Annotated in this window: 23 protein-coding genes; 10 read left to right on the top strand and 13 right to left on the bottom strand. The window is 64.1% G+C overall.

From position 1 onward, the window contains the following. The first annotated feature begins 81 nt into the window (after positions 1-81). Positions 82-1,056, top strand: a complete 975-nt coding sequence (locus HBA99_RS09080) for a quinone oxidoreductase family protein (protein WP_070951196.1) — start codon at positions 82-84, stop codon at positions 1,054-1,056. Here HBA99_RS09080 and HBA99_RS09075 read toward each other — a convergent pair whose 3' ends face one another. The 4 genes from HBA99_RS09075 to HBA99_RS09060 form a co-directional block, all read right to left on the bottom strand. Next, positions 1,057-1,572 carry a hypothetical protein gene (locus tag HBA99_RS09075; protein WP_070951197.1) on the bottom strand — a complete coding sequence of 172 codons (516 nt, stop codon included), beginning with the start codon at positions 1,570-1,572 and terminating at the stop codon, positions 1,057-1,059. Then, positions 1,565-3,028 carry a GMC family oxidoreductase gene (locus tag HBA99_RS09070; protein WP_070951198.1) on the bottom strand — a complete coding sequence of 488 codons (1,464 nt, stop codon included), beginning with the start codon at positions 3,026-3,028 and terminating at the stop codon, positions 1,565-1,567. Before HBA99_RS09070 ends, HBA99_RS09075 begins: the two co-directional genes overlap by 8 nt. A gap of 325 nt (positions 3,029-3,353) precedes the next feature. Beyond that, positions 3,354-3,737, bottom strand: a complete 384-nt coding sequence (locus HBA99_RS09065; protein ID WP_070952278.1) for a hemophore-related protein — start codon at positions 3,735-3,737, stop codon at positions 3,354-3,356. Positions 3,738-4,244: 507 nt separating this feature from the next. Continuing rightward, positions 4,245-4,703 (bottom strand): MarR family winged helix-turn-helix transcriptional regulator, encoded by a 459-nt coding sequence (locus HBA99_RS09060; RefSeq protein WP_070951199.1) that lies wholly within the window; start codon positions 4,701-4,703, stop codon positions 4,245-4,247. A gap of 252 nt (positions 4,704-4,955) precedes the next feature. Between HBA99_RS09060 and HBA99_RS09055 the strand changes: the two genes are divergently transcribed. Both HBA99_RS09055 and HBA99_RS09050 read left to right on the top strand, forming a co-directional pair. Next, the gene (locus HBA99_RS09055; RefSeq protein ID WP_070951200.1) at positions 4,956-7,439 is read left to right on the top strand and encodes a glycogen/starch/alpha-glucan phosphorylase; all 2,484 of its coding nucleotides are present in this window, start codon (positions 4,956-4,958) and stop codon (positions 7,437-7,439) included. Positions 7,440-7,471: 32 nt separating this feature from the next. Further along, complete coding sequence (locus HBA99_RS09050) at positions 7,472-8,107, top strand: cysteine hydrolase family protein (protein ID WP_070951201.1); 636 nt, start codon at positions 7,472-7,474, stop codon at positions 8,105-8,107. Between the two features lie 85 nt (positions 8,108-8,192). Here HBA99_RS09050 and HBA99_RS09045 read toward each other — a convergent pair whose 3' ends face one another. Then, positions 8,193-9,332, bottom strand: a complete 1,140-nt coding sequence (locus HBA99_RS09045; protein ID WP_070951202.1) for an acyl-CoA dehydrogenase family protein — start codon at positions 9,330-9,332, stop codon at positions 8,193-8,195. 75 nt (positions 9,333-9,407) lie between these two features. Here HBA99_RS09045 and HBA99_RS09040 point away from each other — a divergent pair, with 75 nt between their 5' ends. Next, a complete protein-coding gene (locus tag HBA99_RS09040) occupies positions 9,408-9,707 on the top strand; it encodes a hypothetical protein (protein ID WP_070921716.1) in 300 nt (99 codons plus the stop codon). Here the strand turns inward: HBA99_RS09040 and HBA99_RS09035 are convergent. From HBA99_RS09035 to HBA99_RS09020, 4 genes are all read right to left on the bottom strand, one after another. After that, positions 9,704-10,735, bottom strand: a complete 1,032-nt coding sequence (locus tag HBA99_RS09035) for a M4 family metallopeptidase (RefSeq protein WP_070951203.1) — start codon at positions 10,733-10,735, stop codon at positions 9,704-9,706. The two genes, HBA99_RS09040 and HBA99_RS09035, sit on opposite strands and share 4 nt — an antisense overlap. Positions 10,736-10,816: 81 nt before the next feature. Then, positions 10,817-11,080, bottom strand: coding sequence for a protealysin inhibitor emfourin (locus tag HBA99_RS09030; RefSeq protein WP_030095271.1), 264 nt, complete (start codon positions 11,078-11,080; stop codon positions 10,817-10,819). Positions 11,081-11,090: 10 nt separating this feature from the next. After that, the gene (locus HBA99_RS09025) at positions 11,091-12,125 is read right to left on the bottom strand and encodes a M4 family metallopeptidase (RefSeq protein ID WP_070951204.1); all 1,035 of its coding nucleotides are present in this window, start codon (positions 12,123-12,125) and stop codon (positions 11,091-11,093) included. 94 nt (positions 12,126-12,219) lie between these two features. Next, the gene (locus HBA99_RS09020; RefSeq protein ID WP_070951205.1) at positions 12,220-13,806 is read right to left on the bottom strand and encodes an ABC-F family ATP-binding cassette domain-containing protein; all 1,587 of its coding nucleotides are present in this window, start codon (positions 13,804-13,806) and stop codon (positions 12,220-12,222) included. Between the two features lie 187 nt (positions 13,807-13,993). On the opposite strand from HBA99_RS09020, the gene HBA99_RS09015 reads away from it, so the two are divergent. Continuing rightward, positions 13,994-14,941, top strand: coding sequence for a hypothetical protein (locus HBA99_RS09015; protein ID WP_234798036.1), 948 nt, complete (start codon positions 13,994-13,996; stop codon positions 14,939-14,941). Positions 14,942-14,943: 2 nt separating this feature from the next. Here HBA99_RS09015 and HBA99_RS09010 read toward each other — a convergent pair whose 3' ends face one another. Then, positions 14,944-15,645, bottom strand: coding sequence for a hypothetical protein (locus HBA99_RS09010; RefSeq protein WP_070951206.1), 702 nt, complete (start codon positions 15,643-15,645; stop codon positions 14,944-14,946). Positions 15,646-15,758: 113 nt separating this feature from the next. After that, on the bottom strand, positions 15,759-16,427 hold the full coding sequence (locus HBA99_RS09005; protein ID WP_109494120.1) for a M15 family metallopeptidase: 669 nt from the start codon (positions 16,425-16,427) through the stop codon (positions 15,759-15,761). A gap of 50 nt (positions 16,428-16,477) precedes the next feature. On the opposite strand from HBA99_RS09005, the gene HBA99_RS09000 reads away from it, so the two are divergent. The 3 genes from HBA99_RS09000 (at position 16,478) to HBA99_RS08990 (ending at position 18,933) form a co-directional block, all read left to right on the top strand. After that, positions 16,478-17,512, top strand: coding sequence for a catalase family peroxidase (locus HBA99_RS09000; protein WP_070951207.1), 1,035 nt, complete (start codon positions 16,478-16,480; stop codon positions 17,510-17,512). Beyond that, the gene (locus tag HBA99_RS08995; protein WP_070951208.1) at positions 17,512-18,042 is read left to right on the top strand and encodes a cytochrome b; all 531 of its coding nucleotides are present in this window, start codon (positions 17,512-17,514) and stop codon (positions 18,040-18,042) included. Before HBA99_RS09000 ends, HBA99_RS08995 begins: the two co-directional genes overlap by 1 nt. 66 nt (positions 18,043-18,108) lie before the next feature. After that, complete coding sequence (locus HBA99_RS08990; protein WP_046253297.1) at positions 18,109-18,933, top strand: glycoside hydrolase family 16 protein; 825 nt, start codon at positions 18,109-18,111, stop codon at positions 18,931-18,933. A 7-nt stretch (positions 18,934-18,940) separates the two neighbouring features. Here HBA99_RS08990 and HBA99_RS08985 read toward each other — a convergent pair whose 3' ends face one another. Beyond that, positions 18,941-19,711 carry a S1/P1 nuclease gene (locus HBA99_RS08985; RefSeq protein ID WP_070951209.1) on the bottom strand — a complete coding sequence of 257 codons (771 nt, stop codon included), beginning with the start codon at positions 19,709-19,711 and terminating at the stop codon, positions 18,941-18,943. Positions 19,712-19,835: 124 nt separating this feature from the next. Between HBA99_RS08985 and HBA99_RS08980 the strand changes: the two genes are divergently transcribed. Continuing rightward, positions 19,836-20,102, top strand: a complete 267-nt coding sequence (locus HBA99_RS08980) for a hypothetical protein (RefSeq protein ID WP_070951210.1) — start codon at positions 19,836-19,838, stop codon at positions 20,100-20,102. On the opposite strand, the gene HBA99_RS08975 is transcribed toward HBA99_RS08980, so the two are convergent. Next, positions 20,099-22,459: an arylsulfatase gene (locus HBA99_RS08975; protein ID WP_070951211.1), complete on the bottom strand. Its 2,361-nt coding sequence runs from the start codon at positions 22,457-22,459 to the stop codon at positions 20,099-20,101. The two genes, HBA99_RS08980 and HBA99_RS08975, sit on opposite strands and share 4 nt — an antisense overlap. 174 nt (positions 22,460-22,633) lie before the next feature. Between HBA99_RS08975 and HBA99_RS08970 the strand changes: the two genes are divergently transcribed. Further along, the gene (locus tag HBA99_RS08970) at positions 22,634-23,449 is read left to right on the top strand and encodes an RsiV family protein (RefSeq protein WP_070951212.1); all 816 of its coding nucleotides are present in this window, start codon (positions 22,634-22,636) and stop codon (positions 23,447-23,449) included. The last annotated feature ends 79 nt before the right edge of the window (positions 23,450-23,528 follow it).

The raw sequence follows: 23,528 nt of genomic DNA, 5'->3' as shown, positions 1-23,528 counted from the left end.
TGCCATCCGGCGGCTCGCACCGTACATTGTTCATATGGTTTCGATGGAAACCATTTCTCCAGAAACTTTGAGGAGTGCGCCATGAAGGCAGCAGTCGTACATGAGTGGGGGCAGCAGCCCGCATACACCGACTTCCCGGACCCGCGGCCCACCGACGGCGCCGAGGTCGCCACCGTCGAGGCATCGGCCCTGACCAACCTGACCCGGGCCGTCATCTCCGGGAAGCACTACAGCAGCAAGGAGATCAGCCTTCCCGCGATCGCCGGAGTCGACGGTGTCGTGCGGCTGGCCAATGGCAAGCGGGTGTACAGCGGATCACTCGCGCCGTACGGGATGATGGCCGAACGCACCATCGTGTACCCGGCCGGTGCCGTCGAGGTGCCCGAACACGTCGATTCGGTGATAGCCGCCGCAATCCCCAACCCGGGAATATCGGCCTGGTTGGCCCTGACCCATGGCGCCGCCGTCCGGCCCGGTCAGCACGTGCTGGTGCTCGGAGCCACCGGGGTCACCGGCTCGCTGGCGGTGCAGCTCGCGAAATCGGTATTCGGTGCCGGGCACGTGACGGTCGCGGGCCGTAACGCCGATCGGTTGGACTGGCTGCGCACGGTGGGAGCCGACGACATCATCACGCTGGGCAGCGATGACCTCGCCGAGGGCATCACCGCGCGGCACACGGAACGCCCGTTCGATGCGGTGCTGGATTATCTGTGGGGCTCCCCCGCTGAGCAGACCCTTAACGCGCTGGCGGCCAGCCATCCGTCGGCACATTTCCACGCCACCCGCTTCGTGCAGATCGGCGCAATGACCGGGGAGACAATCAGCGTGAATGCTTCCACCTTGCGCAGCACCGGCATCACGTTGTCCGGTGTCGGGATCGGCAGCGTGCCACCCGAAGCTCTGCTGCAGGCACGCACCGAGGCGTTGCCGAAGCTTTTCGCCATGGTCGACGGCGGTGACCTGCAGCTACAGACGCTGGCCCGGCCGCTGGCCGATATCGAGACCGTCTGGGCGGCGAAGGAGCCGTCCGGGGTGCGAGTGGTGGTTACTCCGTAATCAACGCCCCAGCACCACACCTCGGGGAACGACGCGCACGAAACTTGTTTCCGTGTTGGGTATCTTCCGGTCTGGATCCCGGCAGGTCACGCTCAACATCGCCCCGGACGCTGCGGCAATCGTCCATAACGGAATCCATGTGCCGCCGTGGGCCGCACTCTCGGGTGGAATATCGTCCGGGGGCGACAAGAGTTCCACCTTCTGGCCCTGTGCGTCGGTGACCTCGCAGCGCAACGCAGTCTTATCCCAGCCGGTCGTGCCTTTGATGTCGAGCACCGCATCTGCAGGCACAGCCACCTTTTTTGACCAACCAAATGGGATGCGGACACCGGGGTCGTCTTGAATTGGATCATCATCCATATCGACCACCACAGCACCGGAAGTTCGAGTACTCGCGGCCTCCGAGTTTTTCTTAGGCCCGGGGCGATCGTCCGAACAACCCACCGTCGAAAAGGTGATCACAGCCAACAGGATCGATGTTGTCGAACGTATATGCGCGAACAATGTTTCACGCATCGAAAACCTTGCGTGCGATTACTTCTGCCATCCCAATCACGGTCGGGTTGGTCGCCGGGGACGGCGCATCAGGAATGATCGATGCATCCACAACTCGAAGACCTTCGAGACCATGCACGGCACCAAAGGTGTCGACTACCCCAAACTCCGACCCCACGGGCCCGATCGATGCGGTGGCAACAGGATGATGATAGGTATCCAGGAAACTCAAGGCATCGCGGATAAGTTCGCTGTCAGTCGCCTCCGATCCCGGGGAGATATTGCCAGTAATGATGCTGGCCAATGGTTCAGCGGCAGCGATCTTCTGCGCCAACCTGATTCCCTCAATGAGACGGACGGTGTCCCGCTGCTCCCCGAGGAAGTTCAGATCGATCACTGGTGCCGCATCCGGATCCCTCGATGCCAAGGTGACTGAACCGCGAGAGTCCGGTCTCGTCACCGAGACGGCAAGTACAAACGCCGACCCCGTCCGGCTGGCCTTCTGATCGATGAGATGGGTGGCCGTGATGTGCAAGTCCAGTTCTCCTGGTTCGGCTAGAGAACTGGCGGTCCAAACCTTTCCCCCGATAACGGGTTCTTGTCTCCCGATCTTCGCGGGGTCCGCACCGAACGCCACGTAATAGAAGGGATGGTCTTGAAGTCCCCGACCCACCGGCAGGTCCCTGACGACACCGATACCCAGCCGCGCCAAGTCCTGAGCCGGCCCGATGCCGGATCGCAAGAGAATTGCGGGCGATCCGTAAGCCCCCGCCGAGAGAATGACCTCATCGCCAAACACCCTCTGTCGGTTCGCCAGCAGAACACCGATTGCGCGGCTTGGCTGCTCGCTGTCGAACAGAATGCGATCCACCGTTGTGTCACCACGAATGTCGAGGTTGGGCCGGGCCCACACGGCATCCGTGAGATATGCGAGCGCCACGTTGTAGCGGACACCTCCGATGTTGTTCACGGGATACGGCCCGTAGCCACCGGGGTGCGATGTACCGAAGCCAGGGCTCTTCGGTAGACCGACAGCGGCGGCCGACTCCAGGAAAAGCCTCTGCATATCGCTTATTTCATCGAGCCCCAGGGTATGAACCGGCACCTTGGACCGTGACAGTGCTTCCTCGAAATCAGCCACCGTGAACGCGTCCGCACCGGCCTTGCGCCATCGCTGAATATCCTCCCGCGTCGGCGGAATGAATACGGAGCCATTTACCGAGGAGCTGCCACCGAGAACCTTCCCGCGGTATAGGTGCACCTCGTGATCGAACTTGCCCTTGGTAGACAGATATCCCCAGTCAGCTCCGGTGAATGCACCCAAACGCGTGGCGTCCCGCACCGACGAGGGAAAGTCGGCACTTCCATAGGCGGGTCCCGCCTCGATCAGGGTGACCGAGCGAGCGGGATCCATCGACAGCCGACTGGCCAACACCACCCCCGCCGAACCGCCGCCCACCACAATTACGCTACGCATACACGCTCCCAACTCTATTGATCGCACTGTTCACAATCGGCCACGTTCGGTATTACCGGGGCAGCGTCGGCCCTCGGCGTTAAATAGTGAACTCCGCCAGATTCGGCTGACATCAACATCAGCATAATTCCATGGAATACATCCACTGGCGAGGCCCATACTTGTGAGAGAGGCCACTAAACATCACCGCGACCATGAGGAACTTCCAGAGCAGTAATCGCGACAGGGCGCGAAAAATTGGCAAAAGCGTGAATTCGCGTCGCCGTTAGAAAGTAAAACTATAGATGTCGGATACCCACGTGCCAATCCGAGAAGGCATCACGCCTCACTGTGACGCAGGCACGCCCCATCCGCAACGAATCATGAGATCTTTCAATGGCTGGCGTAGCCGCGACATCGAGGCGGCCACGTCTGGATGCCCGGCAAGATAGGCCTCGACCTCTTCACTGGGTCTGACATTGTCCGATTTCATACGGGTATACGCATCACGGACATCAGGGTTCTCGTCCATGTAATCGGCCGTTGCCAGCGCAACACCCGCTGCCACCCGCTGATAACCGGCCGCATCACAGTTGATCACGGGTTCCGCGTCAGGATCAGCCGCCGAGACGGGTACGAAACCCGTTAGCGCCATCACTGCGGCCGCAGCCGTACCGACAAGAAAAGCGCGACCCACTCGACGGGCATCGACAGAGGAAGGCAACAGCATGACCACTCGGCTCCTTGTACTCAAATTAGTATCGATTTCCCGACCGGTAGCGGCCACCGGGTCGCTCCACCGGTACGCCCCCGGGCGTCGGGGGCCGCGGGACCGGTCCCCGACATACCGATGGCCCATTACTGCCGCATTGCGCAGGTGGAATGAAACTCGAATCAAACGACATGCCGCGGGGCACGCACAGAGCCATCGAATTGTCGTAGATCAAGCCCGCTGGGCATGCGGGCGCAGACAAGTCCGTGACATCGCGCTCGGCAACTGTGAATTCGCCGAACATCACAGCAGAGATAGCCGCCATCGAAGCCACGGCCACAGTCACGCGCGTTCGGAAAAAGCTGTTCACCGCGCCCCTATTGTTAATAGAAAATGAACAAGCGAATTATTGTGAACAACGCCGTTCATCATGGGCTTTTCCGGCCCGCTTATACGCTCACGAATAACTATAATCCATGGAATGTAGTTGCGCTGACTTCCCTCCGCCAGGTCCGCGCGGCGGCGTCAACTGACGTCGCACGGGGTATCGGCCGTGAGGCTGACCGCCCGCAGCCTCACCAACGTCGAAGCGAATTCCTCGAGGACTTTCCCCGTAAGAACCTCGCCCATCCTGCGATCGAGCTCTGCATCGAGTACTGCATGTGCACGCAGCAACAGACCCCTGCCGATTGGCGTCAGTTCCACAATCATCGACCGTTTGTCCGCGGGGTTGGGCCGCCGTCGGCAGAACCCCGCCGCCTCAATCCTGTCCACCAGCTTGCTGGCCCCGCCCACCGTGATGGCCAGATCACCGGCTATGTCCTGAACACGGCAGCATTCACGTGCGGCCATGATGTTCATCGGCTCATACCACGACAGCGGCAGTTCAAGCTCGGAGCGCAAGCGAGCGTCAACCGCATTCCATAGCTCGGTCTCGAGCCGGATCAGCTCGTTGAACACGCTTCGTACGTTCGGAGTCAGCATCACGAACTCAGAATGTTTGCGCCACCCATGACACTGGAATCCTAGCCGAGACAGGCATTGCCAGCACATCTACACCCTCACCCGGCATTGGTGCCAGGCTCCACACTCGGGAGCATTTCCGATTCCCGTGTTCAAAAGTTTGCTGCCCTGCGACGGCGGATCTGCGAATGACTGATGACCGGCAATCTCGCGTTCACGAGAACGACGCCTGTTACCGGTCCCCCGTGCGCCATTCGATGGCACGGTGTTGACATGACGCACTCTGCCGAGCTTGACCATGACGAGCACTCCCGCACCGGCTTGAATGCCGACACTCTGCAGAGAGCCATCATCGATCATCTGCGGTATTCGATCGGGCGCCCGGCAAGCGTGCTCACCCCCGCGCACTACTACCGCGCTCTGGCACTCGCGGTCCGAGATCGCATGCAGCAGCGCTGGATTGCCAGCATGCAGACCTACCTGGATCTGAGCCGCAAGGTCGCGGTGTATCTGTCGGCGGAGTTCCTCATGGGGCCGCAGCTGGGCAACAACCTGCTCAACCTGCAGATCGAACAGCAGGCCCGCGATGCCCTCTCGGCGTTGGGCCAGGACCTCGACGAGGTGCTCGAGTGCGAGGAAGAGCCGGGTCTGGGCAACGGCGGCCTGGGCCGGCTGGCGGCCTGCTACATGGACTCGCTGGCCACCCTGGATCGCCCCGCGATCGGCTACGGCATCCGGTACGAATACGGGATTTTCGATCAGGAGATCCGCGACGGGTGGCAGGTCGAGAAGACCGACAACTGGCTCGACAACGGAAACCCTTGGGAAATCGCTAAACCCGACCTTAACTTCATCGTCGGATGGGGTGGCCACACCGAGCAGTACCTGGATGAGGACGGGAACTTCCGGGCACGCTGGGTCCCGCAGCGCTTCCTCAAGGGCATCCCGTACGACACCCCCATCCAGGGCTACGGCGTGAACACCTGCAACACGCTGACGCTGTGGAGCGCCCGCGCGGTGCAGTCCTTCGAGTTGGACGCCTTCAACGCCGGCGACTACTACAAGGCCGTCGAGGACGAGGTGTCCTCCGAAACCGTCACCAAGGTGCTCTACCCCAATGACGAACCCGAGGCCGGTAAGCGGCTGCGGCTGCTGCAGCAGCACTTCTTCGTTTCCTGCTCGCTGCAGCGCGTGCTGCACATCCTGGAGGATGTGGCCGAGCGTCCGGTCAACGAGCTGGCCGAGCAGTTCGCCCTGCAGCTCAACGACACTCACCCGTCAATCGGTGTGGCGGAGTTGATGCGGCTGCTGGTCGACGAGCGCGGCCTGGGCTGGGACGAGGCCTGGGAGATCACGGTGGCGGCCTTCGGGTACACCAACCACACCCTGCTGCCCGAGGCGCTGGAGACGTGGCCGCTGGGACTGTTCGCCGAATCACTGCCCCGGCACCTGGAGATCATCTACGAGATCAACCGCCGGTTCCTGGACGAGGTCCGCTCCCGCTTCCCCGGTGATGACGCCCGGGTGCGCCGCATGTCGCTCATCGGCGAGGAGGGCGGCAAGAGTGTGCGGATGGCGCACCTGGCCACCGTCGGCAGTCACGCCATCAACGGTGTGGCCGCACTGCATTCAGAACTTCTCAAGGAGAGCGTGCTCAAGGACTTCTACGAGCTGTGGCCGCAGCGGTTCAGTAACAAGACCAACGGGGTGACGCCGCGCCGGTTCCTGGCGCTGGCCAACCCGGGGCTGCGTGAGCTGCTCGACGACGCCATCGGTGAGGGCTGGATCGCGGATCTGGACCGGCTACGCGAACTGGAACCGTACGCCGAGGACTCGTCGTTCCGGATGCAGTGGCGAGAGGTCAAGCGCCTCAACAAGGCCCGGCTCGCCGAGTACGTGCTGGCGACCACCGGGGTAGATCTGGATCCCAACTGGATGTTCGATATCCAGGTCAAGCGAATCCACGAGTACAAGCGTCAGCACCTCAACGTGCTGCACATCGTGACGCTGTACCACCGGCTCAAGCAGAACCCGGATCTGCGGATCGCACCGCGCGCCTTCATCTTCGGCGGTAAGGCCGCGCCCGGGTACTTCATGGCCAAGCGGATCATCAAACTCATCAACGCGGTCGCCGAGACCGTCAACAACGACCCGCACGTCAGCCAGTACCTCAAGGTGGCGTTCCTGCCGAACTTCAACGTCAAGAGCGCGCACCTGATCTACCCGGCGGCCGACTTGTCGGAGCAGATTTCCACGGCGGGCAAGGAAGCCTCGGGCACCGGGAACATGAAGTTCATGCTCAGTGGGGCGCTGACCATCGGCACGCTCGACGGCGCCAACGTCGAGATGCGCGAAGAAGCCGGAGCCGAGAACTTCTTCCTCTTCGGGCTGACCGTGGACGAGGTGCAGCGCCTGGTGCACGAGGGGTACCGGCCCGAGGACTTCGTCGAACTCAACGATGAACTCCGCGCCGTGCTGGATCTGATTGCCAGCGGCCATTTCTCGGGTGGAGATCCGTCGGTGTTCGCGCCGATCGTGGACTCGCTGCGTAGCCACGACCCGTTCCTGGTGCTGGCCGACTATTCCTCGTACATCGAATGCCAGCAGCGGGTGTCCGACGCCTGGCACGACGTGACGGCGTGGACGCGGATGTCGATCCTCAACACCGCACGCGGTGGCAAGTTCTCCTCGGACCGAGCCATCGCCGAATACTGCGAGCAGATCTGGGGTGTGCAGCCGGTCACCGTGCAGGTGTAGGCGCTGCCGGGTTAGGCACTTAGTGTTGGGGAGTGACAAGCTTCGTCGCTCCTCAGTGGGACAGTTCAGCCTTGGTGGTCATCGATGTGCAGGCGGCGTTCGTCTCCGGCGCCATGGCGGTGCCCGGGACCGCTGATCGAATTCCCGCGCTCGGTCGGCTGATCGCGGCCTTCCGCAAGGCCGGTCGCCCGATCGTGCACGTGGTGCGGCTCTATGTGCCGGGCGGCACCGACACCGATTTGCCCCGTCGCGCAGACATTCTCGCCGGCCGCGAGGTGGCCGCACCCGGCACCGAAGGTTCCCAGATCCCCGTCGAGCTGCTGCCACACGACGCTCAGCTGGATCCAGAGCTGCTGTTGGCGGGCGGATTTCAGGAAGTCGGCCCCACGGAGCACATTGTGTTCAAGCCCCGCTGGAGCGCCTTCTACCGGACCGAGCTGGAGCAGCACCTGCGTGACCGGGGTGTTTCGACCATCGTGGTGGCGGGCTGCAATCTGCCGAACTGCCCGCGCGCCACGCTGTTCGACGCCTCCGAGCGGGATTACCGCGCGGTGCTCGTCGAGGACGCCACCTCACAGGTCACACCCGAGCGGCTGCACGACCTGACACTCATCGGAGTGAACGTCTCCGACGTGGCGTCGGTGGAACAGGAGCTGGCGCGGGTCTGAGGGCGCCCAGGGATTCCCGGGACATGCCGCTAGTGCCCGCGTCTATGCGACAACTCTCGCGGCGGTGCCGGTTTTAGCCCCAGCCTCAGGAGAATCCGTCGATCTGGGAGAGCACCCGCATCATCACCTCGTCGGCGCCGCCGCCGATGCTGAGCAGACGCTGATCCCGGAAGAACCGCGAGGTCCACGTCTCGGTCATGTACCCCATGCCGCCGTGCACCTGCAGGCACCAGTCGCCGGCCTCACGAACCAACGGCCCGGCGGTCAACTTGGCGATGGTGACCTTGCGCGTCACGTTCTCCCCCGCCATGTACCGGCCGGCGATATCGCGGTTGTAGACCTCCAGCATGTCGGCCCGTGCGGCCAGCCCCGAGTACTGGTAGGCCAGGTGCTGATTCTTGGTCAGTGGTTTGCCAAACACGTGGCGCGCCAACGCATATTCCTTGGTGCGCTGCAACGCCCTGTTCACGCTGGCGGGTATGCCGTAGGCGCCGAACATGCGCTCCATGACGAACTGCGACATCTGCTGCTGGAACCCGCGGCCGATTTCGCCGATGGTGTTGGATACCGGCACCCGCACGTCGTCGAAGGTGATCAGACCGGTGTCGGAGGCATGCATGCCCAGTTTGTCGAGCTTGCGCACCTGGTATCCGGGCGTCTTGGTGGGGACGATGATCTGGCTCATCCCCGCATACCCACCCTCGTCCGACGTACGCGCCAGCACGCACAGCCAGTCGGCCTGAACGGAGTTGGTGATGAACATCTTGGAGCCGTTGATCACCCAGTCGTCGCCGTCGCGGCGGGCGTGGGTCTTGATGCCGGCGACATCGGATCCGGCGTCGGGCTCGGTCACCGCGATCGCGGCGATCTGCTCGCCCTGCAGCGCCGGTGCCAGGAATTCGCGCTTGAGCTCATCGGTGCCGTGCTTGTGCAGCGAGGGCGTCGCCATCGCGATGTGCACTCCGAAGGCCATCGGGAAAGACCCGTGGTCCACCCGGCCCAGTTCCTCGGCCAGCACCAGCGTGAAGAGGTGATCGGCGCCCTGTCCGCCGTATTCGGGGTCGTATTCCAGGCCGACCAGCCCCAGTTTGGCCATATCGGCGATCACGTCGTGTAGCGGCATCATCTGCTCGCGTTCCCACTCGTCGACGTGGGGGTTGATCTTCTCCTCGATGTACCGGCGGACGGTACCGCGGAAATCGTCGTGCTCGGACGAGAACGTCATCGGTCTCTCCTTCATGGGATGTGAGGTCCCATCTTGCCTCAGCCGAGCGAGCTAACATGGTGGAGGAGGTTCGTCATGCGGTTCGCAGCAGTGGTGGTGTCGGCGGTGATGGCGCTGTCACTTGCGCCGATGGCGGCCGCGGACCCCAACTGGCCGGTGGCCGGATCCGGCTCGGCCAGCGAAACCATCTCGGCGCTGGAAAGTCAGGGGTACGAGGTCCAGATCAACTGGGTGAACGGCAACACCTTGACCCCGCTGGTGTACTGCACCGTCAACGGGATCAACAACCCCGACCGCTCGGGCACGCAGGTCAAAGCCAACACGACGGTCTATGTCGACGTGTCCTGCCCCAACTACTGGGATGTGGGCGACTAAAGCCCGACCTCGGTCCAGGCGTCGTCGACTGCGCTCGCGGGTGAGTCAGCACCGGGACGGGCCGCCGCGATCTGCCGGGTGAGTTTGGCGAAGGCCTTGAATGTCATGTTCTTGCGCGCCTTCGGGCTGGTCAGCGCCTCGTACCAGACCGTCCCCACCGCCTCCCAGGATTTGGCGCCGTGTGTGGTGGCCGCCAGGTAGAACGCGTGGTTGGGGATGCCGCTGCCGTCATGCGGGTCGCTGCCGGGCACATAGTCGCGATAGTGAGCGGGTTGCGGCGAAAGGCAGTGCTCGGCACTGGGATCGGCCAGATCACGCAGGCAGGTGTAGCCCTTGGCGAGGGCGCGCGGGCCCAGGATGTCCTTGCCGATCAGCCAGTCGGCCTTGTCTGCGGTCTGCCCTGCCTGCCATTGCCGGAACATCGAACCGAAGACATCCGAGACACCTTCGTTCAGTGCCCCGGCCTCGTTCTCGTAGTTCAGGCCCGCGGTGAATTGCGTAACCCCGTGTGTCAGTTCATGACCGATCACATCGTTGGCCTTGGTGAAGTCCAGAAACAGCTGGCCGTCACCGTCGCCGTAGGCCATTTGCGAACCGTTCCAGAACGCGTTGGCGTACTTGACGCCGTAGTGCACCGACGAGATCAGCGTCATGCCGGCGTTGTCAACGGAGTTGCGCCCGAAGCACTCCCGATAGAACCGCACGACGTCAGCCGTTTCGGTGAACGCCCGCTGGACGGTGGCGTCCTTGGATGCGGCTGGATCGGCTACGGCGACACCTGGCAACGAGGTGGTCTGCCGGCAATCGAACACCGGCGTTTCGGGGACCTTGGCCAGTGCCGTGATGGCTGCGCTAATGGTGTTGCCGCTTGCCGTCCGGGTGGCTCGCGTGTGCGCATTACGCAAGGTGCGCCAAGACAATTCGGATGCCGCGGTGTCCAGCAGCGCGACCCGTGAGTCTTCGGCGATGTCACCATCCTCAGCCAGTCGGGTCAGTACGGCCGGGGGGATGATGAAACGGTTGCACATTGCGAATCAGCCTACCCGGCAATGCGGATGCCCGCTCGGCGCGCGCGGTGAACTGTCAGGTCCCGCCGCGCGATCCGTCCGTCAGATTCGCTCTTTGACGACCTGACGGACGGCGTCGGGCAGCAGACTTTCCGGGATGGCCCGTGTGGTCCGATCAGACCCGCTGACCCGGGTCACCGTGTAGGTGAAGCGGTCGGCACCCGGGTCGCCCGGAAGCGACCCGGGGCTGTCCAACAGTCCATCCAGTGCACGTCGCGCCTCGGGGTCCAAGCTCTGGTCAGTACACGTACCGCTGGCCGGAAGCCCGGTGAATCCGCCCCGTCTGTCGATGAGGTACTCCACCATGACGGCGACGCTACAGCCCGACCGCGGTCCACGCGTCGTCAATCGCCTTATGCACCGATTCGGCGGCCGCGTTGGCCGCGGAGATCTCGCGCGTCAGGTTGGCGAAGGCCTTCATCTTCATGTTGGGGCGGGCCTTCGGGCTGGTCAGCGCCTCGTACCAGACGGTGCCCACGCCCTGCCAGGAGTATCCGCCGTGCTTGGTCGCCGCAAGGTAGAACGCGTAGTTGGGGATGCCGCTGCTCTCATGCGGGTCGCTGCCGGGCACGTAGTCGCGGTAGTGCGACGGCTGCGGTGCCAGGCAGTGCCGGGCGCCCGGATCGGACATATCGCGCAGGCAGGTGTAGCCCTTGGCGAGGGCCCGCGGTCCCATGATGTCCTTGCCGATCAGCCAGTCGGCTTGATCGGCTGTTTGTCCGGCACTCCACTGCCGGAACATCGATCCGAACACATCCGACATGCTCTCGTTGAGGCCACCGGCCTCGTTCTTGTAGAGCAGGCCCGCCGTGTACTGGGTGACGCCGTGCGTCAGCTCGTGGCCGATCACGTCGTTGGATCCGGTGAAGTCGACGAAGATCTCGCCGTCCCCGTCGCCGTAGGTCATCTGCGAGCCGTTCCAGAACGCGTTGGAGTAGTTCACGCTGTAGTGCACGGAGGACACCAACGTCATGCCTTCGTCGTCCACGGAGTTGCGCCCGAAGCAGTCCTTGTAAAACTTTGCGACCGCAGCGGTTTCGGTGAACGCGTGCTTGGCGGAGGTATCGGTGGAGCTGCCCGGATTCGCGATCGTGACACCGGGCAGCGAGGTGGTGTGCTTGCAGTCGAACACCGGGGTGCCGGGGGCGGTGGCCAGTGCCTTGGCTACCGCGACGAACGCATCGGCCCGGGCCAGCAGCCCAGCCTGGGTGGCCTCGGTGTGCGCGTCGCGCAATGTGCGCCAGGCCGTTTCGGATGCGGCCGTGGCGGCCAGGGCCGTCCGCGAATTGTCGGCGACGCTGTCATCGTCGGCCAATCGCAGCAGGACATCTTGGGGGATAATGAAACACATCGTGAGTCTCCTTGACATGGCCGCGGGTGCGCGGTTCTGGAACATGACAAGCTCAGCGTGCGTATGAAGTAACCCTGCGGACGTGCGTACCGCACTACCCGATTTCCGGTTCCGTCCTCCAGTCCGTCTGCGCGGCACCGATGTCCTCAAGGAATCGAAGGTCGTGGCTGGCCACGACGACGGCTCCCCGGTACTCCCCCAGCCCCGACACCAGGGCGTCGTAGGAGGCGAAGTCCAGGTTGTTGGTGGGTTCGTCGAGGAGCAGCAGCTGCGGCGCGGGGTCTGCCAGCAGCACCGCGGCCAGCGTCGCCCGGAACCGTTCGCCACCGGACAGCGCACCGACCAGCCTGTCGGCGGTATTGCCGCGGAACAGAAATCGCGCCAGCCGTGCGCGGATGGCATTCATGTCGGCATGCGGGGCACGGCCGGCCACGTTGTCGGCGACGCTGAGCGCATCATCCAGTAGGTCGAGACGCTGCGGAAGCAGACCCAGCGGAACATGCACCGTTACAGTGCCTTCGGCGGCCGGGATGCTTCCCGCGATGGTGTGCAGCAGCGTGGTCTTTCCCGAACCGTTGGACCCAATCAGCCCCACCCGCTGCGGACCGCGCAGATCCAGATGTGCCGCCACCCCGTGGCGCAGCACCAGGTTCTCGGTGCTGACGACCACGCGGCCGGCGGGCACCTCGGTGCCCGGCAGATCGATACGGATGGCGCGGTCGGCCCGCAGCCGGGTCTGTGCCTCATCCAGGTTCTCGCGGGCCTTATCCAGCCGGTCGGTCTGGGTTTGTTTGAGCGCTGCCGCCGATTCCTGCGCGGCCCGCTTGCGCAGCCCCATCACGATCTTGGGTTCGCGCTTGTTGGCCTGCATCTTGGCGCCGTAGCGACGCCGCTGTGCGATCACCCGTTCGGCCTCCGCCAAGTCGCGGCGCTCGCGGCGCACGTCGGCCTTGGCCGTTGAGATCGCCTGGGCGGCGGCCTCCTGTTCGGCCGTGATCGCGGCCGCGTAGTCGCTGTAGCCGCCGCCGTACCAGGTGACAGCGCCCTCACGCAGATCGCCGATGCGCTCCACATGTTCCAGCAGTTCACGGTCGTGGCTGACCACCAGCAGCGTGCGCTGCCAGGACGAGACCAGTTCGTACAGGTGCCGACGGGATTCGCCGTCGAGGTTGTTGGTCGGCTCGTCGAGCAACAGCACATCGGGGCGCCGCAACAGCAGCCGGGCCAAACCGAGCCGGATCACCTCGCCTCCGGACAAGTCTCCGAGGGTGCGGTCCAGCACCGCAGCGGGTAATCCGAGACGGTCCAGTTCGGCGCGCACTCGCTCGGCCAGGTCCCAGTCGTCGCCGACGGTGTCGAAGTCGGCCTGGTCGGTGGAGCCGTTCTCGATGGCCGCGATGGCCGCCAGCACCGGTGTCAGACCGAGCAGCTCGGGTACCGATTGGTCGGCTCGGATGGTGAGATCCTGTGGCAGGTAACCGATATGGCCCGAGGTGTGCACCATTCCCGAGGTCGGCGACAGCTCTCCGGCGATGAGCCTGAGCAGCGTGGACTTGCCGGAGCCGTTGACTCCGACCAGCCCGGAACGGCCCGCCGGAACCAGCATGTCGAGTCCGTCGAGAACGACGGAACCGTCGGGATGTGTATAGGTGAGCGCGTTCGAGGAAATGACAGCAGACATGGAGTGGGCTTCCTGTGAGGTGGGGTCGCCGAAATCGCGCGAGGGCGCGTCGGCGCAATGCCAGACCTCACAGATCCATGTCGTACCTTTCGTCGGGGACGAGGACGCCAGCCAGGGTAGGCGCAGCGGGCTTGGGCGGCAAGGGAATTTTCCTCCCAGGTCAGGGCCTCGCGCGTAGCATGCTGCCATGCCGGCCGATGCAGCGTCGGAGGAGCCAGCGCGTCAACCTGATGATGCGCCGGGAAAAGTCGATGCCCCGGCCGCCGCGGACCCGCCGGATACGGTGTCGATCCTTCGTCCCGTCATCGCCGTGATCACCACGGTGGGAACACCGTTGACGATGATCACCGCGCTGCTGCTGTATTTCGGTTGGGCGCGCAGCGACGCGCAGTCCCGGTGGATGGGCATCGAGGTGAGCCTGTTCCGATTCACCACCCAGGACTATGTGCTGCGCAGCATCAGCACCCTGTATCTGCCGATCCTGGCGTCGGCGGTCATCGGAATCGTCTGGCTGGCAGCGCATCGCGCGGTGACCGAGAAGATTGAGCGCGACGGCATGACCGACGCGATCCGGGTGATCTGCCGGGTGACCATGCTCGGCGGGCTGGGCATCGCCATCCTGGGCGTGGTGCTGCCCGCCTTCACGCGCTCTTGGGAACCCGGGACGGTGGTGTGGCCGCTGATGATCGCGATCGGCACGGCACTGGCGGTGTACGGCAGACATTTGAGTCGCCGGGGGCAGGAAAGCGCGCGACCACGCAATGCCATTGCCCGTCCCCCGGATGTGCTGGAGGCCGTGCTCGTCGGCATTGTAATTGCGGCAGCGATGTTCTGGGCCGTGCAGGGATACGCCGACATCGTCGGGCGGGGGTATGCGCAGCGCTACGAAGCGTCGGTGTCGTCGCTGCCCCGGGCGACGGCGGTCAGCGAGAGCCCACTGGGTATCGATTCGCCCGTGGTGCGTACCGAGGAGATCATCACCGGACCCAAAACGCTGTACCGCACCACGGGATTACGGCTGCTGGCCGAGTCCGGGGGGCGGTTGTTCCTGATGACCGAGGGGTGGACCGTCCAGAACGGCAGCATCGTCGTGCTGGACGAGGACGATTCGGTGCACTGGCAGTTCTCGCACTGACCTCACCGCGTCGGTGTGGTGGTGGTTGCCGTGCTCGAGGTGGTCGTGGCTGACGTCGTGGTCGATGTTGTGGTGCTCGATGTCGTGGAACTGGTTGTGGAGGAATCGGTCTCGTCCGGGGGCACGAAGCTGTTGTTGTCCTTCGAGCATGCGGTCCGGCCGTCGGTCTGCGGGTAGGTCAGCTCGGGCTGGCGGCCCGGGTTCGCCTCATGCCAGGCAAGGAGCTTGCTGACCATGGCCGCGATGGTGTCGTCGACGCATTGGGCCGGTCCGATCTCGACACCCGCACCGCGCGCCGCGAAGGCCTTGGTCGCGACATCCCATTGGCTCTCTTCGCCATTCACCGCGGCCCGGCATACGCCCACCGCGGCGTCGTAGAGGTTGCCTTCGGGTTTCTGGACGTTCTTGAGGCTGTCGCAGTCGTGTTTGAGGAAGTAGACGTAGACGTCCCAGCCCGGTGTCGGGAAGGCAGGGTCTTTGGGGCCGTAGGGCACCCACGCGAGCCCGTCGTCCTTGGGCGTCTTGCCGGAGGTGGACGACCCACCGCCGCCGGTACTTTCGTGCGAACCGCCGCCGTCGTGGGTGATCGTCGTCTGATCGGTGACGGTCTGCGTCACGGTGCGGGTGACCGTCTCACCGGCGCCGCCGCAGGCAACCAGAAGGGAACCCACGAACACTGCGAGAGGAATTGGCGATGCAGGCATGACAACCTCCCAGCGGGATCGTTCGACCCGAAAGGGAAATTACTCCGGTAGAGCGGTATCGCACCGGGTACTGGACTACTCAATTTCTCCCGAGTAGTGGAACAACCGTGTGGTCAGTTGACGGGAGCGTTGAGGAAGGGGCGTCCCTCACCGGCGCCGGGCCCGTCGAAGTGCCACCACTCCCCCGAGTAGACCTGCAGGCCGCCCGCCTGCATGGCGCCGCGCAGGCGGGCGCGGTTGGCCTGCTGATCGGCGCTCACACCGTCGGTGGCGTAGGCCAGGGACCGCGGTGAGAAGTCGTCGAATCCGGTACCCATATCGACCAGACCGCGCGCGTTGGCCAGGGTGACGTCCACCGAGCGTCCGGCCTCGTGGCTGCGGGCGTATTGGCCGGGCTTGGCGACCCAGTTCGGGTTAGGCACCACCTGGAACATGCGGACCTGCACCTCATGGGGGCGGTAACAGTCCCAGAAGACCAGCCGCTCGCCATTGGTGCGCAGGGTGTCGGCGGCAGTCTTGAGGCCGGGGGCCATCGACTCGTGCACCAGACAGCGCGCGTTGGCCGGGTACAGCTGCACGCCGGTGAAGTTGTTGGTGGTGGCGTAGCGCAGATCGATGATCGCGTCGGGGACGACGCTGCGCACGTCCAGCAGTCCGGCGGCGCGGGCAGCGTCGCTCACGGGTGGGATGTCGGGGTCGGCGCTGGCGGGCGCGAGCTGGCCGAGAGCACACCCGAGACCGAGGGCTGCGTATCCGAGACCGAGGATGAGACGCTTCATCATCGTTTCATTGTCCTCGGTGTGCTCTCAGATTCGCGTATTAGGCTCGTTTCGTGGTCGCACCCAAGCTGGACCGGCGCATGTTCTTAGGTCTGGTTGCCGCCGGCGCCGTCACCGTGACGGGACTGGGTGGCTTCCTGGCTCTGGAGGGTCGCGGCGGGCTGCGACTGACCGGGCGCTCCTTTATCGACCTGTTCGAGTCGACCGGCGGCACATTCGTCGGGTACCGGCGCAATCACGCCAAAGCTCTTGCGGTGTCGGGCCGTTTCGAAAGCAACGGCGCGGGCGCCGAGGTCTCGTCGGCGTCGGTGTTCGTCAAGGGTGTGCATCCCGTCGTCGGGCGGTTCTCGGTGGGCGGGCAGAACCCGCACCAGCCGGACACCGGGTCTGGACAGGCGCTGGCCCTGGAGTTTTCGCTTCCCGGCGGTGAGCAGTGGCGCACCGCGATGGCGGCCGCACCGGTATTCATGGCGCCGACCCCCGAGATGTTCTACGGGCTGCTGGCGGCGCGAACCTCGGGCGACAAGGAGAAGGTGGCGGCCTTCATGCGGGACAACCCGCCCGCGGCGGCCGCGCAGAAGCTGATCGAGGCGGCGCCCAAGGCGTCCTCGTTCGCGCAAGCCAGCTATTCCAGCCTCAACACCTTCATCTTCGTCACCAAGGACGGTGCCCGGACTCCGGTGCGGTGGCGGGTGATTCCCGACGGAGACGAGTCCGGCGCCCCGGTGAAGAACGGGCCCAATTGGATGTTCGAGGCGCTGGCCAACCGGGTACGTCGCGGTGAGCTGCGGTACCGGTTGGTGCTGCAGGTCGGTATGCCCGGTGTGGATCCGACGCACGATCCGACGTTGCCGTGGCCACCTGATCGTGAGCAGATCCACGTCGGAACCCTGGTGTTGGGGCACGCAATCCTCCAAGAGCAGGAACTCATTCGGGATACCAACTTCGATCCGACGGTGTTGCCCAACGGAATTGAGATATCCGATGATCCGATCCTTACCGCGCGTGCCGCCGTCTATGCGGAGTCGTTCCGGCGCCGCGCGCGGGAGACGCCCGCGCCGGTGGAGCAGTTCGGGCAGGACATGTGATGACTGAATCCACGGGTGCCGAGCGTTTCGGATTGGCCGCGCAGCTTCTGCATTGGCTGATGGCGGTTTCGATCATCACGATGTTGGTGCTGGGCGCGCTGCTCGTCGGGTCGCTGGGCGACTATCCGATGGTGCTGGCCTGGCATAAGGCCGTGGGTGTGGTGGTGTTGGTGCTCGCGGTGCTGCGCGTCGGGAACCGGATCTGGCACAAGCCGCCGCCGATGTCCCTGGCACAGCCGGAACGGTTCATCGCGGCGGGTTCCGAGCTCGCGATGTACACGCTGTTCCTGGCGCAACCGGTGATCGGATGGGCGCTGGTATCGGCGTCTGGGGTTCCGGTGACGATCGCTGGATTGCATTTTCCGTCGATCGTGCCGACCAGCATCGGGTGGTACGGCGTGCTGCGCGAAGCACACGCATGGGTGGCGTACGCGTTGCTCGCCTGCATAGTTGCCCACGTCAGCGCGGTGCTGTTTCACACGATCGGGTTGCGGGACGGGTTACTCTCCAGAATGCTTCCGCGCCACTAGCAGCCAAAATAGGCGGGGCTGCGTTCATCGGCGGGTTTCAACCATTATCGTTTCGGGGTGCCCGAAATGGATCGCCGTAAGTTGATACTGACCATGGGCTTCGGCATCGCCGCAGCCGCCCTGCCCCTCCCGACGGCTCAGGCCGACCCGGGACGTAGCCCGGCGGCACCGCCCGATGCCCAGTCCAGTGGCTTTGTCTTCCGCGACGAATTCGACGGTCCTGCCGGTTCGGCCCCCGATGGTTCCAAGTGGGTGGCCGCGAAGTTCCGCGAGAAGATCAAGAACCCGGTGTTCTGGGACCGCCCCGAAAACATGGGCGAGTATCGCGACAGCCGCACCAACATCTTCCTCGACGGAAAATCCAACCTGGTGATCCGCGCGACCAAGGAAGGCAACAAGTACTTCAGCGGCAAGCTGCACGGCACCTTCCGCGGCAACGTCGGTCACACCTTCGAGGCGCGCATCAAGTTCAACTGCCTGACCGACGGCGCGTGGCCGGCATGGTGGCTGCTCAATGACAACCCCGAGCGGGGCGGCGAGATCGACCTTGTGGAGTGGTACGGCAACCGTGACTGGCCCTCGGGCACCACAATCCACGCGCGCCTGGACGGCACCTCGTTCGAGACGCTGCCGATGCCGGTGGACAACAACTGGCACACCTGGCGCTGCACCTGGACCGATGCCGGGCTGTACTTCTGGATGGACTACCACGACGGCATGGAGCCGTACCTGACGGTCGACGCCAATTCCCTTGATGATTGGCCGTTTAACGACCCGGGCTACACGCTGCAGCCGATGCTGAACCTGGCGGTGTCCGGTTCCGGTGGCGGCGATCCGTCGGGTGGTTCCTACCCGGCAGAGATGCTCGTCGACTACGTGCGGGTCTGGTAGATCCGCGCTAGCTCAGCGTCGCATTGATCAAGCGCGCCAGGCGATCACCGGCCAGGCGCAGCTGCGCCTCGGCGATCGGCCGGTATTGGTTGGTGTAGTCGGTGCCGATGGTCGAGGTGTTCGGGTAGACGCCCACCGCGATGTGGCAGGTGTCCTGCGCCCAGTCGACGGGATCGGTGCTGCCGAGATCGGGGGCGGGCAGCGCCTGGATCACCTGGGTGTATTGAGCGTCGTTGAGGCTGCGGGTGTTCAGTAATCCGCTGTCCCACACCGAATGCAGGTTGGTGGAGCGGCCGTTGTAGGTCAGCGGGATGTCGTTGCCGCCGCGGTCGCGGGCGTAGGCGTCGTGCATCGGCTGGTGGATGTCGCCGACGAAATGCACGACGAACTTCAGCGCCTCCTGGCGTTCGGTATCCGTTTTGGATGCATCGCCCAGGATCGCGGTCTGGTTACGAATGGCCTCGATGACGTTGTTGCCGTTGTCGCCATTGATCGCGGGCACGTATTGGCAGTTGTTCTCGGCGATATCGGCGTAGTGCCAGGGTGCGGTGTTCGGTCGGCTGGGGCGTACCTGGTCGGCCCAGTTGGCCACGCCCGCGAGCGTCGGGGTGGCTTGTCCGGCCAGCAGGCGAGAAACCTCGGCGCGGGCGGCGGGCGTGAGCTGCGCATCGGCGACCGCGCCCACGATGCTGTGCCCCTGCGGGCCCCACGCGGAAGCCAGCGGTGCGGTCACGAGCATCAGCGCGGCGGCAACCACCAACGCGCCAAACTTTTTCATCACCAGTCCACGGTGACACAGTGTGGCCGCGATGGCGCAAGTAGACACCTACTCGTTCTGTGAGTTCACCGCTTCGTCAAGTTGTGGCTGCCCAGAGCATGCGACGGCGCGTAGCATCCGATTCGTGAGCATCTGGCGGCGTATCGATGGCAAGCACACCGGTGTTGGTCGTGACGAGCCGGTGGCCGAGTGCGGTCAGGAAGTCGCCGAGGCCGCTGCGGCGCCAGGCCCCATCTACATCTGGGACGGCACGACGCCCGAGAACCGGCAGGGCGGATTCGCGATCGAGGAGTATCACCCCGGTTCGGCGGTGACCGCGCAGATCGTGATCAAGGCTGAAAACAAGCCGCCGTTCGGTCAGTGGGAACAGCTCACCGACTGGCCCGCCTAGTCCTTGGCGAAGGCGATCGCGAGTTTCTTCTCCAGGTTTTCGTACGGCTCACCCGAGATGTCGACGACCACTTGCGCGATGGTGCCGCCAGTGAAGGCATAGGGCGCCTTGTACTCCGAGGACACCGCCGACCCGCTGTTGCGTCCGATGGACAGGCTCGCCCCGGCCAGACCGAATGTGCCGGGGTGGATTTCGACGGCACTGAGCGATCCGACGGCTTGTTCGTCGATAAACAGGGTCACGTCGCCGAGCGGAGTGTGGCTGCCCGCGACGGTGCCGGTTTTGGCGAAGCGCGCCCCGAGCACGTGCGCACCCAGCGGTACGGCATCGGCGGAGGAGACCTTCTGCTCCTTCTCCCCCATGAAGTTGTAGATGTAGTGCAGCTTCCCGTCCTGAATGAAGAGCACATGTCCGCCGTGGGCGCCGCCCTGTTTGAAGATGACGCCCTCGGCGCCTGAGTCGGTGGTGACTTCGGCGAGAATTGAGAAGGACTGGCCGCGAATGTCGACGGCGGCACCGATACCCAGTTCGGCCGTGTTCGGGTAGTAGGTGAAGGACTTGCGCTCCCCCACCAGGTAGGGCCGCCACCGAGTGAGGGTTTCCAGGATGTTCAGGTCGGCCAGCGGCAGGCCGTTGTACTTGGCGGCCTCGTCGAACCAGAGTTGTTTGAGCTCTTCGAGTTTCTCCGGGTGCGCGTCGGCGAGGTCGTGGCATTGGCTGCGGTCGGATTCGATGTGGAACAGCTCCCAGCGGTCCTTGTCGAAGTGCGACCAGCCCGAGGGTGTGGCGGCGTGCACGGTGTTGGCGTACCAGCCCTTGTGCCAGACGCCCCGGGTGCCGAGCATCGTGTAGAACTGCGTGTCCTTGCCGGTGTCGGCGGTCGGATCTTTCAGCGCCGCGGTGAAACTGATGCCGTCGAGCGGTTTTTGGGCGATGCCCTTCACGGTCTCGGGCGGGGTGATGCCCAGCAGGTCGTAGATGGTCGGGGTGATATCGCTGACGTTCACGTAGGTGTCGCGCACTTCACCGTGCGCGGTGATTCCCTTGGGCCAGCTGATGATTGCGGTGTCGGCGATACCGCCCTCGTGGGAGGCGTAGCGCTTGTACAGCTTGTAGGGGGTGTTGAACGCCATCGCCCACCCGATTGGGTAGTGGTTGTAGGTGTCGGTGCCGCCCAGGTTCTCGTAGAAGCGCAGGCTCTCCTCGACGGTGTCGATGTAGCCGTTGAAGAACTTGACCTCGTTGACCGATCCGTTGGGGCCGCCCTCACCGCTGGCGCCATTATCGGAGATCACCACGATGATGGTGTTGTCCAGCTGGCCCGATTCCTCCAGATAGTCCAGGACACGGCCGATCTGATCATCGGTGTAGCTGAGGAACCCGGCGAACACCTCGGCCATGCGCGAGAAGAGGCGCTTCTCCTCATCGTTGAGCGAGTCCCAGGGGCGCACGGTGTCTTGCAACGGCCAGGGTTCGCCGTTGGGTCCCTTCACGTCCAGATACGGGTTGACGGGCGATAATTCGGTGTCCGACGGGACGATGCCGAGTTTCTTCTGGTTCTCCAACACGATCTCGCGATACAACTCGTAGCCCATGTCGAATTTACCGGCGTACTTGTCGGCCCATTCCTTGAAGACGTGATGCGGGGCGTGGCCGGCGCCGGGGCACACGTAGGAGAACCAGGGCTTGTCGGGGGCGATCACCTTGGCGTCTCGGATGAATTCGATGGTCTTGTCGGCGATGTCCTTGGACAGGTGGTAACTGTCCTCCGGGGTGGCGGGCGGCTCGACGGGGTGGTTGTCGTAGACCAGGTCCGGGTACCACTGGTCGGTCTCACCACCCATAAAGCCATAGAAGCGCTCGAAGCCTCGTGAGAGTGGCCAATGCCGTTTGGTGGCGGCGAGATTCGACTCTTCGAGCGGCGTCAGGTGCCACTTGCCGACGCAGTAGGTGTTCCAGCCCTTTTCGGCGAGTACTTCGGAGAGCAGTGCGGTGTCGAAGGGTATGCGGCCGCTGCAGTTCGGGAAGCCGTCGGTGAACTCCTCGATGGTGGCCATGCCGACGGTGGTGGCGTTACGGCCGGTCAGCAGCGAGGCACGGGTCGGTGAGCACAACGCGGTGGTGTGGAACTGCGAGAGGCGCACGCCGCGCTCGGCGATGCGGCTCATGGCGGGCATCTGCACCAGGCCGCCGAAGCAGTCCCAGGTCGCGATGCCGGTGTCATCCCAGACGAGGTACAGGACGTTGGGTGCGCCCTCGGGCGCGGTGGGTGCGGCGTAGGGAGTCCAGTCGGGCTCGGAATCCCTTATATCCAAGGCGATTTTCCCGTTGAAACCAGCCTCTGGCGATCCCGTCATGGCCACTCCCTCGTAGGGGTTCAAGATCCAAGGACGCAGTGATCGTAGCGAGGTGACGGGGCTGCTGAGAGGGCTTCTATCCGATTATCAGGAGCTTCAAAGGCGCAGGTCGGTTCGGTGGCTCAGTTCTGCGGTCCGGGCACTTGGTTCACCTTGCGAAGTTAGAGTGCAGACGTGCCCTACTTATCCATACGCTCGGTAAGCGTGTCCGTACTGGCCACGGCTGCCGCCATCTTCGGTTTTTCTGGCGTAGCGGGGGCAGCGCCACACGACTACTGCGCCGACCTCAAGGGCAATAACACCGGCACCACGTGTGAGATCCGCCTCTCGGACCCCGGGTACAGCGTCGACATCACCATTCCGCTGAACTACCCGGAACAAAAGCCGATCGCCGAGTATGTCGCCAAGACGCGCGACGCGTTCCTCAACACGGCCAAGTCCAATACCGCGCGCAGCACGCCGTACCAGTTGAGCATCAAGCCAACGGCATACACCTCGGCGATTCCGCCGCGTGGCACGCAGACCGTAGTGTTCAAGGTGTACCAAAACACCGGCAGCGCGCAGACCACGTTCAAGGCATACAACTGGGATCAGAGCTATCGCAAGCCGATCCTGTACACGGTCGCGCAGGACGACAAAGAAAGCGCGCCACTGTGGCGGGTGGATGATCCGCTGAAGACCGTCGCGCCGATTGTCCAGGCTCAACTGCAGCAGCAGCTGGCACCGCCGCCGGTGGCGACTCCCACGCCGACGACAACCTCGGGACAGCCGACTACCACCACGTCGACGACTACTACGACGCCACCGCCTCCCCCGCCGCCGCTGCCGTTCTCACCCGCGTCGCTGTACAACGCGTCGAACTACCAGAATTTCGCGGTGCTCAACGACGGAGTGATGTTCTTCTTCGACCAGGGCGCGATATTGCCCGACTCATACGGGGCATTGCAGGTGCTGGTGCCGCGGTCGGCTATCGATCCGATGATTGCGTAGGGCTTCACAATCATCGAGACCTCACAGCCAGCGCCGGAGAACGGGTAGCGCTTTACCTTATCTAGGAGGTGTGGGCTTA

It is taken from the genome of Mycobacteroides chelonae (assembly GCF_016767715.1).
GTDB classification, from domain to species: Bacteria; Actinomycetota; Actinomycetes; order Mycobacteriales; family Mycobacteriaceae; genus Mycobacterium; species Mycobacterium gwanakae.
The sequence above is the reverse complement of the archived record's forward strand: the minus strand, read 5'-3'. Positions and strand labels throughout refer to the sequence as shown.

What these genes read in the sequence shown, in the direction of transcription:
- HBA99_RS09080 (WP_070951196.1), top strand. Translation starts at nt 82, where the DNA reads ATGAAGGCAGCAGTCGTACATGAGTGGGGGCAGCAGCCCGCATACACC.
- HBA99_RS09075 (WP_070951197.1), bottom strand. Translation starts at nt 1,572, where the DNA reads ATGCGTGAAACATTGTTCGCGCATATACGTTCGACAACATCGATCCTG.
- HBA99_RS09070 (WP_070951198.1), bottom strand. Translation starts at nt 3,028, where the DNA reads ATGCGTAGCGTAATTGTGGTGGGCGGCGGTTCGGCGGGGGTGGTGTTG.
- HBA99_RS09065 (WP_070952278.1), bottom strand. Translation starts at nt 3,737, where the DNA reads ATGCTGTTGCCTTCCTCTGTCGATGCCCGTCGAGTGGGTCGCGCTTTT.
- HBA99_RS09060 (WP_070951199.1), bottom strand. Translation starts at nt 4,703, where the DNA reads ATGCTGACTCCGAACGTACGAAGCGTGTTCAACGAGCTGATCCGGCTC.
- HBA99_RS09055 (WP_070951200.1), top strand. Translation starts at nt 4,956, where the DNA reads ATGACGCACTCTGCCGAGCTTGACCATGACGAGCACTCCCGCACCGGC.
- HBA99_RS09045 (WP_070951202.1), bottom strand. Translation starts at nt 9,332, where the DNA reads ATGACGTTCTCGTCCGAGCACGACGATTTCCGCGGTACCGTCCGCCGG.
- HBA99_RS09040 (WP_070921716.1), top strand. Translation starts at nt 9,408, where the DNA reads ATGCGGTTCGCAGCAGTGGTGGTGTCGGCGGTGATGGCGCTGTCACTT.
- HBA99_RS09035 (WP_070951203.1), bottom strand. Translation starts at nt 10,735, where the DNA reads ATGTGCAACCGTTTCATCATCCCCCCGGCCGTACTGACCCGACTGGCT.
- HBA99_RS09030 (WP_030095271.1), bottom strand. Translation starts at nt 11,080, where the DNA reads ATGGTGGAGTACCTCATCGACAGACGGGGCGGATTCACCGGGCTTCCG.
- HBA99_RS09025 (WP_070951204.1), bottom strand. Translation starts at nt 12,125, where the DNA reads ATGTGTTTCATTATCCCCCAAGATGTCCTGCTGCGATTGGCCGACGAT.
- HBA99_RS09020 (WP_070951205.1), bottom strand. Translation starts at nt 13,806, where the DNA reads ATGTCTGCTGTCATTTCCTCGAACGCGCTCACCTATACACATCCCGAC.
- HBA99_RS09015 (WP_234798036.1), top strand. Translation starts at nt 13,994, where the DNA reads ATGCCGGCCGATGCAGCGTCGGAGGAGCCAGCGCGTCAACCTGATGAT.
- HBA99_RS09010 (WP_070951206.1), bottom strand. Translation starts at nt 15,645, where the DNA reads ATGCCTGCATCGCCAATTCCTCTCGCAGTGTTCGTGGGTTCCCTTCTG.
- HBA99_RS09005 (WP_109494120.1), bottom strand. Translation starts at nt 16,427, where the DNA reads ATGATGAAGCGTCTCATCCTCGGTCTCGGATACGCAGCCCTCGGTCTC.
- HBA99_RS08995 (WP_070951208.1), top strand. Translation starts at nt 17,512, where the DNA reads ATGACTGAATCCACGGGTGCCGAGCGTTTCGGATTGGCCGCGCAGCTT.
- HBA99_RS08990 (WP_046253297.1), top strand. Translation starts at nt 18,109, where the DNA reads ATGGATCGCCGTAAGTTGATACTGACCATGGGCTTCGGCATCGCCGCA.
- HBA99_RS08985 (WP_070951209.1), bottom strand. Translation starts at nt 19,711, where the DNA reads ATGAAAAAGTTTGGCGCGTTGGTGGTTGCCGCCGCGCTGATGCTCGTG.
- HBA99_RS08975 (WP_070951211.1), bottom strand. Translation starts at nt 22,459, where the DNA reads ATGACGGGATCGCCAGAGGCTGGTTTCAACGGGAAAATCGCCTTGGAT.